The sequence below is a fragment of the Thioalkalivibrio thiocyanodenitrificans ARhD 1 genome (genome assembly GCF_000378965.1).
Taxonomy (GTDB): Bacteria; Pseudomonadota; Gammaproteobacteria; order Ectothiorhodospirales; family Ectothiorhodospiraceae; genus Thioalkalivibrio_A; species Thioalkalivibrio_A thiocyanodenitrificans.
Genome location: NZ_KB900536.1, coordinates 865103 through 882349, shown reverse-complemented (window position 1 = coordinate 882349; position 17247 = coordinate 865103). Strand labels below are relative to the sequence as shown.

The following is a 17247-nucleotide window of genomic DNA, read 5'->3' as shown; positions in this document are numbered from 1 at the left end:
CGCGATAAAGCCGCGCAGCGCCGGTGACTTCTACGTCAGGATATTCGGGGTCAGAGTAGAAACTCAGTGGTTGGTCAAGCCCCTACGTCACTCGGACCCTGAACTCCTGTGACCTCGGACTCCACTGATGAGAGAAATACTGATGAGTGAAATGCTGAAGTCCTTCAACCCTGCCAACGGGGAAGTCGTTGGTGAGGTTGCGGTGAGCAGCCCGGAAGATATCGGCGAGACCGTCGTTCGTGCGCACCGCGCGGCGCTCGGCTGGCGTGACCAATCCCTGGAGGATCGGGCCCAACTGCTTGGGCGCGCGGCGGATCGGCTCGACGAGCGTGCCGAGGAACTGGGGCACCTGCTTAGTCGCGAGATGGGCAAGCCGTTGAAGTACGGCATCGGCGAGGTCCGGTTCTGCAGCGAGAGCATCCTGGGCAAGCTTGACGAGATGGTCGGCGCGTTGCAGCCGCGCACGCTCGAGGACGACAACACACGTTCGACCCTCTACTACGAACCCTTCGGAGTCTGCGCGGCGATCAGCCCGTGGAATTACCCGATGTCGATGCCGCAGTGGCTGGTATTGCCGGCGTTGGTGGCGGGCAACGCGGTGGTCCTGAAACCGTCGGAGGAAACACCATTGATCGCGCAGGCGTATGTCGACACGCTGAATGAGTTTCTGCCCGCGGAGGTGCTGCAGATCGTTCACGGGGCCGACGAGCAAGGCCGCGCGCTGGTGAAGGCGGACGTGGGCCTGATCGCGTTCACGGGTTCGCGCACTGCCGGCAAGCACATCCTCGGCAGCGCTGCGGATAAGTTGAAGCGCGTCATCCTCGAATTGGGCGGCAAGGATCCGTTCATCGTTCTGCCGGATGCGGATATCGAGGCGGCTGCGCAATGCGCGGTGGAGAATGGCTACGAGAACGGCGGGCAGATGTGCGTCTCCAGCGAGCGCGTGTACGTCCACGACTCCATTGCCGAGGCATTCGAGCAGCGCGTGGCGGAGCTTGTCGGGAACATCCGCTATGGCCCGTGGGACGACGAATCCGCCGAAATGGGGCCGATGATCAACGAGCGGCAGCGGTTGCACGTGATCGGCCAGATCGAGGATGCAATCAAGCAAGGCGCCACGGTCCTCGCCGGTGGCACGGATCATCCGGCCCGCTTCGTGGTTCCCACCGTGCTCGGCAAATGCGACGAATCGATGACGATCATGCGCGACGAGACGTTCGGGCCGGTGCTGGCGATTCAGCGCGTCGGGAGCGCGGAGGAAGCAGTCCGGCTGGCGAACGACAACCCGCTGGGGCTGGGCGGCTCGGTATTCGGCAGTCCCGAGGCGGCGCGCGCGGTCGCGCGCCGGATTGAGTCAGGCATGGTCGGTGTCAACAAGAGTTGTTTCGGCGCCAGCGGTACACCCTGGGTGGGTGCGAAGGAAAGCGGCTACGGCTACCACGGCTCCGTCGAGGGCCACCGCCAGTTCGCTCAAGTGAAGGTGATAAGCGAGGGGAAGCTGGCATGAGCGACGAGACCGCACTGCGTCAGGCTATGAATCCAATGGGTCGACCGGGCCACCGGCATCTTTCCATGCCCGCATCCCGCCGACATTGATAATATTCTCATATCCCATCTCGATCAGGGTCTTGCCGGCCATCGCGGCCATCAAGCCGGCGCCACAGACAATACATATTTGCGTGTCCTTCCTGAAGAATGGTTTGTAGTACTCGCTCTTCGGATCGGCCGAGAGTTCGACCATCCCGCGCGGAACGTGGTGTGCTCCAGCGATTGTTCCCGTCTTTCTGAGGCTGTTGCTATCGCGCACGTCAATAAAAACCGCCCGACCCTTTGAGTGGATTTCAATCGCCTCGTTGGTCGTGACACGCGGGACAATCGCATTGGCTTCATCGATGTAGTCCTGAGCGCTTTTTGTGATTTTCTCCCTCATGGGTTCCTGATCTGGTTCAAGGGTCAGGTGGCGCCTCTGTTTGGACGGTTATTGGGTTACATCCAGAAGCGCCGCGATGGACGGCTCGCCCTCGTGCACCTCGGGGCTGGCCAGGATGCCCATGGTGTGGCGCATAAATCGCGTCATCGACGTTCGGCTCACCGTGGGCGTTTCGAAGTAGAAGCACCCGCCGAGCTGGCCATCGAAGGTCGTGAAAAGCATGTCGATCTGAAACATGCCGTGCGTCGCCATCGCACCCGCGACGTCTTCGACTGCCAAAGGGCCATAGGCCGGCTGCAGAACCGAGCGCCCCACATTCGAGATGAGCGGGATGGGAACGCCGGTCGAGCCAAACTCGCGGGCGTTCTTCGTTGTACGGTTCCACGATCGCAGAATGTCCCGGTTGTCGATCTGCTCTCGCACGGCCATTCCGAAGCGGCGGGCCAGCGACCAGAACCCCTCATCGGCGCCGACGACCATGTCGGTAAACGCGACGTCGACTGCCATGCGAATATCGGCGTCGGCGAGAGGGGGATCGACGTGCGGTCGGATGCTCACCGGCGAGCCTGCCCGGTAGACGCCGTACGGTGATTCACCGGAGACCGAGGCGTGCCGGGCCGCGAGTGCGATGTGCACAGCCGCGCCGATCGCCCCGTGGACCGTCAACCCGTTGCGTTTGACCGCGCGCACGAGGGTTCGGGTGGCCTCGGGCGAGAGGCGGTCCTGCATGAGCCCCGTCTGCACGAGGTCCCTTCGGCCCGGTTCGGCGGGCACGTCGGCCTCGGGGGCAACGAACCGCGGGCTCGCTGCTTCAGACGTTTCGACCTCGCGCTCGGGAAGCGGATTGATCCGGATCGATCGCAACGGCAAGGGGTCGCCGACCTCATCCGTGGCGATGGCCTCCAGTAACTCGTGGGCCAGCCAAGCGAGGCTGATCCCGTCGCAGTGTGCGTGGGGGCCCGCCAGCACCAGCACCCACCGCTCCGGGTGCGCCGCGTCTGCCAGGCAGGCAAAGCGGAAGGGAGAGGTACGCCAGCACGGTGAAGGGCCGGCGTTCATGTCGGCCTCGACGATGTCGAGGTAGCGATCGTCGAGGCCGGTAACTTCGGCGAAGGCCACCTGCGGTGTGCCGCCGCGAACGTAGAGGAGCGGGGCGTCGTCATCGTCGCGCTCACGCACGATGCGGGCGCTGAGCATAGGGTGCCGCCGGGTCACAGCCTCGACCGCCGTGCGCAGGCGGGTTTCGGTCAAGGGGCCACGACCGCGGACGATCTGGTAGACGCAGCCGGCCCCGTTGGACACGCGGTTGAGCCGTTCCATGTTCCATTCCGTCGGGTCGAGTGGCCGCAGTACCGGCTCGTCGGCGAGGACCGGGTAGTCGGGTGGTGCGATCGGCTCAGAGCCGCGAATCAGGGATAAGGGCGGCATGCGTGTAAGGCTACCACAGCTAACGCAATGCCAGAATCTCCGCTTCGCTGCGATGTTGTCACCGGAGATGGCTGTCGTTAGAGGTTGCCAGGCAAGCTAACAGGTGCCCAGAAAAATCGCCATAGAAAAATATGGCTATCACGCCAGGCATCTGCTAGAATTCAGTCATGAGCACGGAGAGCTTTGAATGGGATCCGGAGAAGGATCTTGTCAATCAAGCAAAGCATGGCGTCGCCTTCTCTGAGGCGCAGAGTGCTTTCGTAGATCCGAATCGCGTCATTGCGGAGGATCTGTCCCATAGCCATGGTGAAAAACCTTATTACTGCTTTGGGAAAGTCGGGGGCGGCATTTTGACTGTCAGATTCACATACCGCCATGGTCGTATCCGGATATTCGGGGCCGGCTATTGGCGCAAAGGTAAACAGATTTATGAGCGCGAAAATCAAATACACTGACGAACCGCTCGGACCATTAAAGGTCGTGCCGGATTTCCTGCCGGCACCTGAAGACCTTGTTTTCAAGGAGGAGACGGTAAAGGTCACGATCGCGTTGAGTAAAGAAAGCGTTGAGTTTTTCAAGCAAGAGGCGGAAAAGCATAATACCCAGTACCAAAAGATGATCCGCCGGTTACTGGATGCCTATACGCAAGCCCATAAGCAACCACTACCAGAACGTTCCAGCCGACACAAAAAGCGTGCGCCTGACCGTTAACGTCAGAGCTCACAAAAGGAGAAACTGGTGGAATGGGTCCTTCTACTGGCGGTCGTGATACTGGTTGCGGTAGTGGCCTGGAAGCTACGCGCGGGCGGGGGCAAGGCGACTCGTTATCCGTACGTGAAGATCGAGGGGTTGTTTTCGCCCGCCGAGCGATCCTTTCTTGGGGTTCTCGACCAGGCAGTCGGTGACGAATACCGGGTTTTCGGCAAGGTGCGTGTTGCCGACGCCGCAAAGCGCCGCAGCCTGGCTGCAATGTTAAGGAGCTAGGCGTACCTCTTGGCGTACGTACCAAAAAGCGTACTAGTCTTTCAGGTACCCACAGGAGGTGTGTCATGACTGCAATTACATCTGGTGCAGAGCAACAACGATACGGAGGGATTGACGCCGGGGCAGCGTAGAGTCTGACTCCTCCATCGGCGCGCCTCGCCATGAACGTCCTCCGGCCTGTAGCCACCGTCCACCTCCATGTCCGGGCCGCGCTTGCCCGGGGGTGCCCGCTGTTCGGTCGCCCGCGGCGCGGCGCACCAGCTCCAGGTTGCGTTCCACCACGTCCTCGTCCTTGTCGCCGCATGCCGCAGAAACTGAAATCGTCGACACCCGGAAAACATGACGACGTTATTCTTTTGGTACGGAAACCGATCCGTCCCGGTGTCGCCGGCGGAAATCGCTGCTATAAGAACCCGGAGGGCGCACGCCCGGGATTAGGCGGTGGGCAGCAGGGTTTTTCGATGCAACCGCGGCCGCGGGAACGACGCACACAGGTTTTGGCGAAGGGTTGAGTGATGGAGGAAAAGTCCGGGCAGGTGCCGGACGGCGAGGCGCGGGACTTGCTATACACGGAGTACGTTCGCCTGGCCGAGTGCTGCAACGGCTACGTCAAGGATGCCCTGTCTGACATCAAGCTGCTGGGCGGGATCGGTGCCGTGCTGGCCTGGGATCCGATTGCGCGGATGCTGGAGCTCAACGCGCGCCTGGATCAGCCGGTGACGCCGGTGGGATTCACGACGCTGCTTCTGGTTGTCATGTTCGTTTTGTTCTACAACCTGATGAAGCAGTCGATCTTCTTCTACCATCAGGCGCGCATGCGCCGCTTCGAGCAGCGGCTCAATGTGCTCTATCCGGGATCCGAGCCGGTGTTCGCCGTGGCGCTGGCGTGGCCCGACTGGCAGCGGCGGGTGCATGATCGTGTGGCGTTGCCGGCCTTTGCGATCTTTTATCTCATCCTGATCGCGTTCCCGGCGACGCTGATGGTGCTTCAGGGGTTCGGGCTCTGGGCCATATTCTATGCGGGGCTTGCCGTGCTGTTGGCGCTGTGCCACCTGGCTACTTTTCTGCATCTCGTGCGATCCCTGGAGCGCGATGCGCAAGATTCACTGGAGGCCGCATCGGCATCACAGGATCCGAATCCGGCGGGTAAACCCTGATCTCCCGGGCCGCTGGCCATCGTACCGATCGGAGGCGGGGCGGCGGTGTCCCGTGACCCCGGGATTCACGCTCACATCCCTTCCGCCTACCGAATCAGCCGCCGCCGGATGAACCGGGTGGCGATCGTCAACGCAGTCACCCCATAGGCCGTGATCACCGCCAGATGCAGCAGGACTTGCTGCGGCGTCTCGCCGGTCAGCAGCGGGCGCACCAGCTCCACGGCGTGCGCCAGCGGCAGCAGGTAGGCCACCACCTGCACCGGTGCCGGGAACTGCTCCAGGGGAAAGAACACGCCGGAGAGCAGCAGCATGGGCGTGATCGCCAGGGTGAAGTAGTAGAGAAAGAAGTCGTAGCTCTTCGAGAATGCCGTCACCACCATGGCGCAGGCGCCGAAGGTGAAGCCCGTGAGCAGCAGCACCGGCAGGGAGAGCAGGGCGCGCGCGTCCGCCACCAGCCCGAGCACCGCGGCCACGATCAGGATCGCCGCCGCGCTCATCAGCCCCTTGGTGGCCGCCCAGGCCACCTCGCCCAGCACGATATCGTTTACGGTGAGCGGCGCCCCCAGCATGGCGCTCCAGGTCTGCTGCACCTCCATGCGCGTATACGCGGAATACATGCCCTCGAAGCTGGCCGTGAACATGGCGCTGGAGCAGATGATTCCGGATGCCAGGAACACCATGTAGGGCATGTCGCCCAGATCCCCCACCAGCCGCCCGAACCCGTAGCCGAACGCCAGCAGGTACAGCACCGGCTCGCCGAAATTGCCCAGGATCGAAGGAATCAGGATCTTGCGCCACACCTTGAGATTACGGCGCCAGATATGAAGGAAGCGGAGACTGAGGGACATGGTCGAGTTTGTTCTTTTAACGTGATGCCGGTGGCTTCGGCTTAGTGCCTGGAAAAAGTACGAAGTGTGAATTGGGAAGTGCGAAAAAAACCGCCTCGGTCAGCTTTGGCGATGCTGGGTCCATGGACCTTACTTCCCACTTCCAAATTCAAACTTCGTACTTCATTTCCCACTTTCCAATCCACACTTCGCAATTCAATCAGTCCCTCAGTTCATGCCCGGTGAGCTTGAGGAACACGTCTTCCAGGTTCGCCGGGCGGTGCAGGTAGCGTTCGCCGTCGGCGTCCAGGCGGTCGAGCAGGGGGCGTGGGTCCTGGGCATAGATCAGGGCCACGTCGCCCACCCGATAGAGGCGGGCGGCGTCGGGGGCATGGCCCTGGCGGTCCAGCCACACGGTGGCGGCATGGCCGGAGAGTTCCACCACGTGGGGTTCGATATGGGCCTGGATCAGCGCGCGCGGGCTGTCGCAGGCGACCACGCGGCCCCGGTCGATGATGGCGAGTCGGTCGCACAGGCGCTCGGCCTCCTCCATGTAATGGGTGGTGATGATCAGGGTGGTGTTGCGTGCCAGCAGGTCGCGCAGGCGGTGCCAGATGTGATGCCGGGCCTGGGGATCGAGACCGGTGGTGGGTTCGTCCAGGACCACCAGTTCCGGCGCGTTGATCAGCGCCCGGGCCAGCGTCAGGCGTCGCTTCATGCCGCCGGAGAGCGACTGGATGGGCACGGACTCCCGGCCCCGCAGGTTGGCGAAATCCAGCAGTTCCTCCACGCGCTTGGCCAGCGCCTCGCCGCGCAGACCGAAGTAGCTGGCATAGGTGGAGAGGTTCTCACGCACCGTGAAGTCCGGATCCAGGTTGTCGAACTGGGGCACCACGCCGATGCGGCACCGGGCCTCCCGGGCACGGGCCGGGATGGGCTCGCCGAGCACCGTGAGTTCACCCTCGTCCGGCGGGGTGAGGCCCAGCATCATGCGCAGCGTGGTGGTCTTGCCGGCGCCGTTGGGGCCCAGCAGGCCGAAGCATTCACCCGGCGCCACGCTCAGGTCGACGTGGTCCACCACCGTGCGCCCGTCATAGCGCTTGGTGAGGCCCCGGGCGGACACCAGGGGCGGTATCGCGGTTGACTGCCGTGCAAGCATGGAGATGGCCGTGGATGATGGACCGCCCCATGGTACGCGCCGGCCCCCGGCATGGAAACGCCGGGGCTCCTCGACGGTCCCGGTGGATTCGATCCACACAGAGGATCCATGGACATCCGCGATCAGAGGCATAAACCCCCGCGCGGTAACCCCACCCGTGTAGGAGCCCAGTCCCCTGGGCGATCCTGCCCAGGGCGAACCGGCCGTTGCTGACGAAGGCCTTCCGTTCGAGACGTCGAAGAACCAATGCGGTTGGGGCCGGCCGCGGTTGAAAGATGATTTTTGTGGTGTCAATCCTGTGCATTCGGGACATGGCTGATACCATTGGCGCCCGAAATGACGCCAGTGGACCCCGATGCACCCCCCGATTCCCGTTCAGACCCCCCGGCCATGCCACGGATTTTCCCGGTTCCGGGGGGTGCCCCGATGAATGTGCACACGGCCACGGCGCTGCAGTTCAAGGGGCGCATGATCACGGTGACCGTGCTGCGCCTGCTCGTTCCCTCCCTGGACGCGATTGCCGCCAGCCTGGATGAACATCTCCGGGACGCCCCGGGCCTGCTCTCGGGGCTGCCCACCGTGCTGGATCTGGAGGCGCTGGGAGACAGTTCCGACGCCTTGGATCTGGAGGCCCTGAGCGGCTTGCTCCGGGCGCGGGAGGTGACCCTGGTCGGGCTGCGGGACTCCGGCGGGACCGTGCGGAGAATCGCGGAGAGCGCCGGCCTGCCGGTACTCAACGTGGACGGTGCCCGGGAGGCGCCGCGTCGCAAGACGGAGCCGGAACCCGCGCCGGCGTCGGTGTCCGGGGCGTCACCCACCCTGATGGTGACCCAGCCGGTGCGCTCCGGTCAGCAGGTCTACGCCCGGGGCGGGGATCTCGTGCTCACCGCCGCCGTGAGCGCCGGGGCCGAGGTGATGGCCGACGGCCATATCCACGCCTATGCCCCCGTCAGGGGGCGCGTCATGGCCGGCGTGCTCGGCGATACGCAGGCGCGCATCTTCTGCCGGAAGCTGGACTGCGAACTGGTGGCCGTGGCGGGCCACTACCGGCTCAGTGAGCAGATCGGTGACGCGGAACGGGCACATCCCGTGCAGGTCCGCCTGGAGGGTGAAAGCCTGCTGATCGAACGGATGTAGAAGCATGTGTGCCGCGAAGCGCACGAGGCGTGCGAAGGGACGGCGATTCGAGCCCGAATTCCTTCGTATTCCCGTGCGCTTCATGGTTGAAGGTTTGCCGTTATGAATCACACCCAATTCATGGAGAAACGCCAGTGGCGAAGATTGTCGTTGTAACCTCGGGCAAGGGCGGGGTGGGCAAGACCACCACCAGCGCCGCCATTTCCACGGGCCTGGCCATGGCGGGACATCGCACCGCCGTGGTGGATTTCGACGTGGGCCTGCGCAACCTGGACCTGATCATGGGGGTGGAGCGCCGGGTGGTCTATGACTTCGTCAATGTGATCAACGGCGATGCCAACCTCAAGCAGACTTTGATCAGGGACAAGCGGGTGGACGGGCTCTACATCCTCCCGGCCTCCCAGACCCGGGACAAGGACGCGCTCACCACCGAGGGGGTGGAAAGGGTGCTCCAGGAACTCTCGGAGGACTTCGACTACGTGATCTGCGACAGCCCCGCGGGCATCGAACGCGGTGCCCTCATGGCCGCCTACTTCGCCGACGAGGCCATCGTGGTGACCAATCCGGAGGTCTCGAGCGTGCGCGATTCCGACCGCATCCTGGGTATCCTCTCCAGCAAGACGCTCCATGCGGAACAGGGCAACGGCCCCATCCCGGGACGTCTGCTGCTCACCCGTTACTCCCCGGAGCGGGTGGAAAAGGGCGAGATGCTCAGTGTCGAGGACGTGCAGGAGATCCTTGCGGTGGATCTGCTGGGCGTGATCCCGGAATCCCAGGCGGTCCTCAACGCCTCCAATGCCGGTACGCCGGTGATCGCCGACGAGGCATCCGACGCCGGCCAGGCTTACCAGGACGCGGTGGCGCGTTTTCTGGGCGAGGAGCGTGTGCACCGGTTCCTGGATGTGCGCAGGAAGGGGCTGTTCGGACGCCTTTTCGGGAGCTGACATGATGAATTTCTTCAACTACTTCCGCTCCCGGAAGGGGAGATCGGCCCAGGTGGCCAAGGAACGCCTGCAGGTCATCGTCGCCCGGGAACGGGTGCACCGGGACGGCCCCGACTATCTGCCGCGGCTCCAGGAGGAGATCCTCAACGTGATCCGCAAGTACGTGCAGGTGGACGAGGAGGCGGTGAGCATCCAGATCGAGCGCGACGGAGACTGCGAGGTGCTGGAACTGAACGTGACGCTCCCGGAACACCGGGCGTAGCCGTGTACACCCACCAGGTTGTTCACGGGCAAGGTGTACGCGCCGCTCGCAGGAGTCCGGCCCCCTGGGCGCGACCCCGCCCAAACCAAACCCCGTTCGCCCGGAGGACCGGGCTCCTACGCGTGCTCTGATCCCCCGTAGGAGCCCAGTCCCCTGGGCGATCGTCCCGGGACCGTTGGACCGTTCACCCGGAGGGTCGGGCCAGGAGAACACCGCCGCAGCGTAGGAGCCCAGTCCCCTGGGCGATCGTCCCGGCATCGTTGGATCATTCACCCGGAGGGCCCGTCTCTCTCATCCGCGTTCCTCGGGAGGGGGGCCCGCCGTGGAAGGGTGGTAGGGTAGGCCGGAGAGCAGACGCATGCCCGATGCCCGGGGACAGCGTATGCTTGCGCGTATATCACCACCCCGGCTGCCCGGGGAGACACGGATCAGCGTATCTCCGGTGGCCGGCAGAAGCCGCAGGATCACGGATGAGCAGTGCTCGTGATGGTTCTATGTATTCTTATATTATCAATAACTTGTGATTGATAATTCATTTAATATATCAGATGCGGGTTCCTTTGCAATCCCGCAGATCTTCGCATTCACTCAAGGCAGTCATGACCGATACCCGATCCCAGCCCGAAATCTACGTCTCCACCGACATCGAGGCCGATGGCCCCATTCCCGGCCCTCATTCCATGCTGAGCCTGGCGTCGGTGGCCTATGACCCGGACGGGCAGGAGCTGGGCAGTTTCTCCGTGAACCTGGAGACCCTGGACGGCGCGGAGGCGCACCCGCGCATGGTGGAATGGTGGGCGCAGTTTCCCGAGGCCTGGGCCGAATGCCGCCGCGATACGGTGGCCCCGGAGAAGGCCATGAACGCCTACGCGGACTGGGTGGAGGCCCTGCCGGGGCGGGTCGTGTTCACCGGCTGGCCCGCCGGCTGGGATTTCATGTGGGTGTACTGGTACCTGACCCGCTTCACGGGCCGGCGCCCGTTTCACGAGAACGCCCTGGACATCCGCACCTACGCCATGGCCCTGCGGCGGCTTGAGTATCGCAGGAGCGGCAAGCAGTATCTCCCCAAACGCTGGTTTTCCCGGGAGCGCCCCCACACCCATGTGGCCCTGGACGACGCCCGGGAGCAGGGGGAGTTGTTCATGCACATGCTCAGGGAAAACCGCCGGGACGATTCATGACGGTTCTTCGGGACGGCCACAGGGAGGCGGCCATGGACAAGGCAAGACACATCCTTCGGGATATCTTCGGTTACAGCGACTTCCGGCCCGCACAGGGAGAGATCATCGCGCATCTGGCGGGCGGCGGCGAAGGCCTGGTGCTCATGCCCACGGGCGGCGGCAAGTCCCTGTGCTACCAGATCCCGGCGCTGGTGCGGGAGGGGACCGGCGTCGTGGTCTCGCCCCTGATCGCCCTGATGCAGGACCAGGTGGACGCGCTCAGGCAGGTGGGCGTACGCGCCGCCTTCCTCAATTCGAGCCTGGACGCCCGCACCGCCCAGGAGGTGGAACAGGCGCTGCTGGCCGGCGAGCTGGACCTGCTTTACGTGGCGCCGGAACGGCTCATGACCGAACGCATGCTGGACCTGCTGGCGCGCAGCCGCCTGGCGCTGTTCGCCATCGACGAAGCCCACTGCGTGTCCCAATGGGGCCATAACTTCCGGCCCGAGTACCTGAAGCTCTCCGCCCTGCACGAGCGTTTCCCCCGGGTGCCCCGGGTAGCCCTCACGGCCACCGCCGACGCGCCCACCCGCAAGGAGATCGCCGAACGTCTGGGTCTGGTGGGGGCGCGTCATTTCATCAGCGGGTTCGACCGGCCCAACATCGTCTACCGGGTCACCCAGAAGCATTCGGGCACGCGCAACGAGCTGCTGCGATTCATCAGGGAGAACCACGCGGGGGAGGCGGGCATCGTCTACTGCCTGTCCCGCAAAAAGGTGGATGCCACGGCACAATGGCTGGAGGATCAGGGCCTGACCGCGCTGCCCTATCACGCGGGCCTGGCGCAGGAGATCCGCCAGGATCATCAGGCCCGGTTCCTGCGCGAGGAGGGCGTGATCGTGGTGGCCACCATCGCCTTCGGCATGGGCATCGACAAGCCCAACGTGCGTTTCGTGGCCCACCTGGATCTGCCGAAAAGCCTCGAGGCCTATTACCAGGAAACGGGGCGGGCGGGGCGCGACGGACTGCCCGCGGACGCCTGGATGGCCTACGGGCTGCAGGACGTGATCATGCTGCGCCAGATGCTGGAGGCCTCCGAGGCGGGCGAGGAACACAAGCGCATCGAGCGCGCGCGCCTGGAAGCGATGCTCGGCTATTGTGAGCTGACCACCTGCCGCCGGCAGCGCCTGCTGGAGTACTTCGGCGAACAACTGCCCGAACCCTGCGGCAACTGCGACACCTGCCTGACGCCGCCCGAGACCTGGGATGCCACGGTGGCGGCACAGAAGGCACTGTCCTGCGTACATCGCACGGGCCAGCGTTTCGGCGTGAACCATGTGCTGGACGTGCTGCTGGGCAAGGACAGCGAGCGCATCACGGCACTGGGCCACGACCGGCTCAGTACCTACGGCATCGGCACGGATCTGGACGCGAACCAGTGGCGCGCGGTGTTCCGGCAGTTGGTGGCGGCGGGTCTGCTGACGGTGGATGCGCAGGGTTTCGGCGCCCTGAAACTCACCGACGCCTGCCGCCCCGTGCTGCGCGGCGAGCAGCCGGTCTGGCTGCGCAAGGATGCGCGCCCGCCCCGGGGCGGGCGCCGCCGGGAACGCGGCCGGCGCGACGTGCCCCGGCCCGCGGACGGACCGGGAGAGATCCTGTTCGAGGCGTTGCGAACGCTGCGCCGCGGTCTCGCTGATGCCCAGAACGTGCCGGCCTACGTGATCTTCAACGACGCCACGCTGCACGAAATGGTGGCGGAGCGGCCCCGCACCCTGGATGAACTGGGGGAGATCTCCGGCGTGGGTCAGCGCAAGCTGGCGCAGTACGGAGAGGACTTCCTGTCGGTGATCCTGGCCCACGCCGCGCAGGACGAGCCCGGCACCGTGTCCGACACCGTGGCCGAAACCCTGGGTCTGCGCAGGCTCGGTTTCGACGCCCCGGCCATTGCCGGGCGGCGCGGCCTGACGGTGGAGACCGTCTACAACCACCTGGCCCGGGCCGTGGAGGCCGGAGAACTCTCACTGCGGGAGGCGGTCGACCTACCGGACAATGAACTGGCCCGGGTGCGGACCGCCTTCGAGGCCCATTTCGATTGCCGGGCGCCGGCCCTGCGGCCGGTGTTCGACGCCCTGGGCGGGGCCTATCCCTACGGACTGCTGCGCTGCGTGCAGGCGGCCGAGGCCCGGCAGGCCTGAACCGCGGGGCCTTTGCCGGACATTCAACGGCGCCCGTTTCGTCTACCTTTGGGAGAGAGTCCCGGTCGCGGGAAGAAGCGTGAACCGCGCATCCCCGTCAGGAGGTGGATCCATGCCGTCGAAGTTGCCATTCGAATACACCAGCCCGACCGGGGAGCATTTCAGCCTGAATTTCAGCCTTCATCCCGACACGGTGTCCGCCATGCGGGTCAGCCAGTTGCTGTACCGGCTGCTGGAGACACTGGATCAGGAGATCGGTGTGCTGGGCGATACCGCCAACGGGGATGTCCTGCAGGCCCTGGCCATGGCGCTGGCGGTGCGGGCGGGGATGATTCACGCCGACCGGACGGTCACGGACAGGCTGTGCGATGAACTGGTTCGGCAGGCCCTGGCCGGCATGGGCGAAGCCCGGCGCGGCCACCCCCTGTCGGGCAGTGCGTAGTATCCGCCCATGACGCGCGTGCGCCGGACCGGGCTGGTGATTCTGCTGTGCGCGGGGCTGTCGGCCTTGTACGCCGGGAGCCTGTCCGCCGATGAGAATCCCCTGACCCACCAGGCCAACATCCGGGGCCTCGTGGATCGGCCGACGGCGTCGGGCAGGGGGGTGGTGCTGCGCGTGGACGCGCCCGACAGGATCCGGGTTGTGCACAGCGTGCAGTGACACGCGGCATCCGTGCCTCCGCCGGTCAGCGGTGTGGTGGTTCAGTGCGCAGCCGGGCCACGGCGCGTGTTTTCGGCTATTGTTAACAGTCCGAACAGCGCCACTGTCCCATGGTCCCCCGGCCCCCGTGACCGGGCGGCGGATCAGAGGGGGCTCGTAAGCGCACACACACATTTCATACGAACAAAGGAGTCGGGTATGGCATTGCGTTTCGGCTACATCGGTCTCGGGATCATGGGCAAGCCCATGACACTCAATATGCTGCGGGCCGGCTTTGCCGGGACCGTCTGGGGCCGCCGTGCCGAGAGCATGGCGCCGCTGACCGCCGAGGGTGCGGGCACGGCGGCGACCCCGGCGGAACTGGCTGCCGCCGTGGACGTGGTGTTCATCAATGTCTCCGACACCCCGGACGTGGAGCAGGTGCTGTTCGGCCCGGACGGCGTGGCCCAGGGCGCGCGGCCGGGTCTGGTGGTGGTGGATCACAGCACCATCTCGCCGACGGCCACCATGCGCATGGCCGCGGCACTGGCGGAGAAGGGGGTGGAGATGCTGGACGCCCCGGTCTCCGGGGGTGAGCAGGGGGCCATCAGCGGTACGCTGACTATCATGGTGGGCGGCAAGGCGGAGGTGCTCGAAAAGGTCCGTCCGCTGTTGGAGGCGGAAGGCAAGACCATCACCCACGTGGGCGATCACGGTGCCGGGCAGATGGCCAAGGCCTGCAACCAGCTGATCATCGCCCAGACCATGATGGGCATAGCCGAAGCCTTCACCATGGCCGAGGCGGCGGGCGTCGACCCCGCCCGCGTGCGCGAGGCGCTGCTGGGCGGGTTTGCCTATTCCAAGGTGCTGGAGGTGCATGCCGAGCGCATGCTCAACCGGGTGTACAAACCCGGTTTCAAGGCCCGGCTGCACCGCAAGGACATGGCCATAGCACTGCAGACGGCCGCCGACCTGGGCCTTCCGGTGCCGGGCACGGCGCTGGCCACCCAGCTGATCAACGCCGCCGTGGGGCAGGGTCGTGGCGAGGAGGATTCGGCGGTCGTGGCCGAGGTGCAACGCCTTCTGGCCCCGAAGGGCCAGGCAACCGGGTAGCGGACGGAGCGCCCAGGCGGAATCCTATCGGTTGCCTAGGATCTCGAGCATGGCCTCGGCGCTGCTGACCTCGAACTGGCCCGGTTCCTCCACGTTGAGCGCCTTGACGGCGCCATCCTCCACCAGCATGGAGTAGCGCCGCGAGCGGAAGCCCCAGTTGCGTTCGGTAAAGTCGATCTCGAGGCCCAGCTTGCGGGTGTAGTCGCAGTTGCCGTCGCCCATCATGCGCACCTTGCCCGCTGAGTTCAGGGACTGTTCCCAGGCATGGAGGACATGCGGATCGTTGACGGAGATGCACCAGATCTCGTCGACGCCGGCGGCCTTGAGCCGGTCATAATTGGCCACGAAACCCGGCACATGCTGGGCGGAGCACGTGGGCGTGTACGCGCCGGGCAGGCCGAAGATGACGATGCGCTTGCCCTTGACCAGGTCCGCCACCTGGAAGTGGTTGGGGCCGATGCTGCAGCCCCCGGCCTCCGTCTCCACGTATTCGCTCAGCCGGCCGTCCGGCAGGTGTTCCCCAACTTTGATGGTCATGGTGTGTGCTCCCCGATAGCGATGAGGTCGGATGCTTCCTGGAGCAGATAGTAATGGTGCCGGGGACCGACCACCAGTGGGTTGTGAGTCCGGCGCTCATGGTTGCGATACGCGGATAAGGGGAAATTTGGCTCCGATTACTTTCACTTTTGTTCCCCATGGGCTAGCATCACTACGTCGGCCGGCATTGGCAGATCGGCTCCATGCCCCACGCCGCACACGAACCGCACGTATAACGAACGAACCTCGTCACAACGAAGACTCGTGGGGAATACCACCGGTGGTTCTCAGCTTTCTCGTTCCGACACCGGACCCACTGGTTCCGGCTCCCTGCCGAGTACCGCGTGTCCGGAACCCGGTTTCTCCGATCCATGTGTCACCACCCCTGTGCGCCGCGAGTTTCCCCAAGAATTTCATATTCGCTTCCGACCGGATTCCGGGCCTGGCCGGAAGCATGCCGACTGTCGCCGCTGGCGGCGCGGCCGGCTGACAAGAACGCCCGGGATACTTGACCCCAATGCAAACCCAGGAGGGTGTAGACAATGAGTGATGACACAGTTGGGAGTGACGACAAGACTGTTGGCAAGGAGACCGGCAGCGGCAAGAGCGGCGGCCTGAGCCGGCGCAAGTTCCTGGCCGCTTCGGCGGCGGCTGTGGGTGGTGCCGCCACGGCAGGATTCCCCTCCATCTCACGGGCCCAGACGACAACGCTCAACTTCCAGAGCACCTGGCCCTCCCGGGACATCTTCCACGAGTTCGCCTCGGACTATGTGCGTATCGTCAACGAGATGTCCGGCGGCCGCCTGCGCATCAACCTGCTGCCGGCCGGCGCCGTGGTCGGGGCACTGCAGATGCAGGATGCGGTGATCTCCGGGGCGCTGGATGGCGGCCATGGTGTGTGTGCGTACTGGTACGGCAAGCACAAGGCCTTCTCCCTGTTCGGGACGCCGCCGCCGTTCGGCTGGGACGCCCACCAATACCTGGCCTGGCAGAAGTACGGCGGCGGGCAGGAGCTCTACAACGAGCTGCTGCACGATATCCTCAAGCTGGACCTGGTGGGTTTCCTCACCGGCCCGATGCCCACCCAGGCCCTTGGCTGGTTCAAGGAACCGATTCGTTCGCCTGACCAGTTGCGGGGCATGAAGTATCGTACCGTGGGTCTGGCCGCGGACCTGATGCGCGAGTTCGGCGCGGCAGTCACCATCATGGGCGGCGGTGACATCGTGCCGGCCATGGACCGCGGTCTGCTGGATGGAGCGGAGTTCAACAACCCGTCTTCGGACCGGCTGCTGGGATTCACGGACGTGAGCAAGACCTGGATGCTGCGCAGCTATCATCAGGATGCGGAGTGCTTTGAGATCATCTTCAATCGCCGCAAATTCAATGGGTTGCCTGATGAACTTAAGGCGATTATCAAGTATGCCTCCGAGGCTGCTTCTTCGGATATGTACTGGAAGGCCATGCGCCGCTACCCGGAGGATCTGGAGAAGATGCGTACGGAGGAGGGTCTCCAGACCTACATCACGCCGGATTCCATCCTCCAGGCACAGCTTGATGCGTGGGATGTGGTGATCCAGCGTGAATCCGAGGCGAATGCCTTCTTCAAGAAGGTGATCGAATCGCAGCGCGCATTCTGCGAGAAGACGGTTGCCTTCCACCTGGAAGGCAACACCCCGAAGGAACCCGCCTACGAGCACTTCTTCGGGCGCAAGGTGACGGCGGATTCCACCATCCTGTAAGGGTGGCGGCGGCGTACGGGACCCCGGTACGCCCT

The 17247-nt window shown here is 64.6% G+C and carries 19 protein-coding genes; 14 read left to right on the top strand and 5 right to left on the bottom strand.

The features are described 5' to 3' along the window. The first annotated feature begins 142 nt into the window (after positions 1-142). Entirely contained in the window at positions 143-1507 is a 1365-nt protein-coding gene (locus THITHI_RS0104165) for an aldehyde dehydrogenase family protein (RefSeq protein ID WP_026186047.1), read from the top strand. 24 nt (positions 1508-1531) lie between these two features. Here the strand turns inward: THITHI_RS0104165 and THITHI_RS0104160 are convergent, their stop codons facing one another. Together THITHI_RS0104160 and THITHI_RS0104155 are read right to left on the bottom strand one after the other, a co-directional pair. Beyond that, the gene (locus THITHI_RS0104160; RefSeq protein ID WP_018231815.1) at positions 1532-1930 is read right to left on the bottom strand and encodes a rhodanese-like domain-containing protein; all 399 of its coding nucleotides are present in this window, start codon (positions 1928-1930) and stop codon (positions 1532-1534) included. 48 nt (positions 1931-1978) lie between these two features. Beyond that, positions 1979-3250: a phthiocerol/phthiodiolone dimycocerosyl transferase family protein gene (locus THITHI_RS0104155; RefSeq protein ID WP_018231814.1), complete on the bottom strand. Its 1272-nt coding sequence runs from the start codon at positions 3248-3250 to the stop codon at positions 1979-1981. A 275-nt stretch (positions 3251-3525) separates the two neighbouring features. On the opposite strand from THITHI_RS0104155, the gene THITHI_RS20085 reads away from it, so the two are divergent. The 4 genes from THITHI_RS20085 (at position 3526) to THITHI_RS0104135 (ending at position 5499) form a co-directional block, all read left to right on the top strand. Beyond that, complete coding sequence (locus tag THITHI_RS20085; protein WP_083908652.1) at positions 3526-3813, top strand: BrnT family toxin; 288 nt, start codon at positions 3526-3528, stop codon at positions 3811-3813. Then, complete coding sequence (locus tag THITHI_RS0104145; protein WP_018231812.1) at positions 3788-4069, top strand: CopG family transcriptional regulator; 282 nt, start codon at positions 3788-3790, stop codon at positions 4067-4069. Before THITHI_RS20085 ends, THITHI_RS0104145 begins: the two co-directional genes overlap by 26 nt. Before the next feature lie 27 nt (positions 4070-4096). Then, complete coding sequence (locus tag THITHI_RS0104140; protein WP_018231811.1) at positions 4097-4342, top strand: DUF2726 domain-containing protein; 246 nt, start codon at positions 4097-4099, stop codon at positions 4340-4342. 515 nt (positions 4343-4857) lie between these two features. Next, entirely contained in the window at positions 4858-5499 is a 642-nt protein-coding gene (locus THITHI_RS0104135) for a hypothetical protein (RefSeq protein ID WP_018231810.1), read from the top strand. 86 nt (positions 5500-5585) lie between these two features. Here the strand turns inward: THITHI_RS0104135 and THITHI_RS0104130 are convergent, their stop codons facing one another. Further along, the gene (locus tag THITHI_RS0104130; RefSeq protein ID WP_018231809.1) at positions 5586-6347 is read right to left on the bottom strand and encodes an ABC transporter permease; all 762 of its coding nucleotides are present in this window, start codon (positions 6345-6347) and stop codon (positions 5586-5588) included. A 199-nt stretch (positions 6348-6546) separates the two neighbouring features. Further along, positions 6547-7485: an ATP-binding cassette domain-containing protein gene (locus THITHI_RS0104125; protein WP_026186045.1), complete on the bottom strand. Its 939-nt coding sequence runs from the start codon at positions 7483-7485 to the stop codon at positions 6547-6549. A gap of 426 nt (positions 7486-7911) precedes the next feature. On the opposite strand from THITHI_RS0104125, the gene minC reads away from it, so the two are divergent. The 8 genes from minC to THITHI_RS0104085 all read left to right on the top strand — a co-directional run bounded on the left by minC (position 7912) and on the right by THITHI_RS0104085 (position 14936). Then, positions 7912-8622, top strand: a complete 711-nt coding sequence (gene minC / locus THITHI_RS0104120) for a septum site-determining protein MinC (RefSeq protein WP_018231807.1) — start codon at positions 7912-7914, stop codon at positions 8620-8622. 134 nt (positions 8623-8756) lie between these two features. Then, entirely contained in the window at positions 8757-9566 is an 810-nt protein-coding gene (minD, locus tag THITHI_RS0104115) for a septum site-determining protein MinD (protein ID WP_018231806.1), read from the top strand. A 4-nt stretch (positions 9567-9570) separates the two neighbouring features. Beyond that, the gene (minE, locus tag THITHI_RS0104110) at positions 9571-9828 is read left to right on the top strand and encodes a cell division topological specificity factor MinE (RefSeq protein WP_026186044.1); all 258 of its coding nucleotides are present in this window, start codon (positions 9571-9573) and stop codon (positions 9826-9828) included. 599 nt (positions 9829-10427) lie between these two features. After that, positions 10428-11009 carry a 3'-5' exonuclease family protein gene (locus tag THITHI_RS0104105; RefSeq protein WP_018231804.1) on the top strand — a complete coding sequence of 194 codons (582 nt, stop codon included), beginning with the start codon at positions 10428-10430 and terminating at the stop codon, positions 11007-11009. A 32-nt stretch (positions 11010-11041) separates the two neighbouring features. Further along, positions 11042-13183, top strand: coding sequence for a DNA helicase RecQ (gene recQ / locus THITHI_RS0104100; protein WP_198005575.1), 2142 nt, complete (start codon positions 11042-11044; stop codon positions 13181-13183). Between the two features lie 112 nt (positions 13184-13295). Further along, positions 13296-13625: a hypothetical protein gene (locus tag THITHI_RS0104095; protein ID WP_018231802.1), complete on the top strand. Its 330-nt coding sequence runs from the start codon at positions 13296-13298 to the stop codon at positions 13623-13625. Between the two features lie 9 nt (positions 13626-13634). Continuing rightward, on the top strand, positions 13635-13844 hold the full coding sequence (locus THITHI_RS0104090) for a hypothetical protein (protein WP_018231801.1): 210 nt from the start codon (positions 13635-13637) through the stop codon (positions 13842-13844). Positions 13845-14042: 198 nt separating this feature from the next. Then, entirely contained in the window at positions 14043-14936 is an 894-nt protein-coding gene (locus THITHI_RS0104085) for an NAD(P)-dependent oxidoreductase (RefSeq protein ID WP_018231800.1), read from the top strand. A 24-nt stretch (positions 14937-14960) separates the two neighbouring features. On the opposite strand, the gene THITHI_RS0104080 is transcribed toward THITHI_RS0104085, so the two are convergent. After that, positions 14961-15473 carry a peroxiredoxin gene (locus THITHI_RS0104080; protein ID WP_018231799.1) on the bottom strand — a complete coding sequence of 171 codons (513 nt, stop codon included), beginning with the start codon at positions 15471-15473 and terminating at the stop codon, positions 14961-14963. 542 nt (positions 15474-16015) lie between these two features. On the opposite strand from THITHI_RS0104080, the gene THITHI_RS0104075 reads away from it, so the two are divergent. Continuing rightward, positions 16016-17212: a TRAP transporter substrate-binding protein gene (locus THITHI_RS0104075; RefSeq protein WP_018231798.1), complete on the top strand. Its 1197-nt coding sequence runs from the start codon at positions 16016-16018 to the stop codon at positions 17210-17212. Positions 17213-17247: the final 35 nt, after the last annotated feature.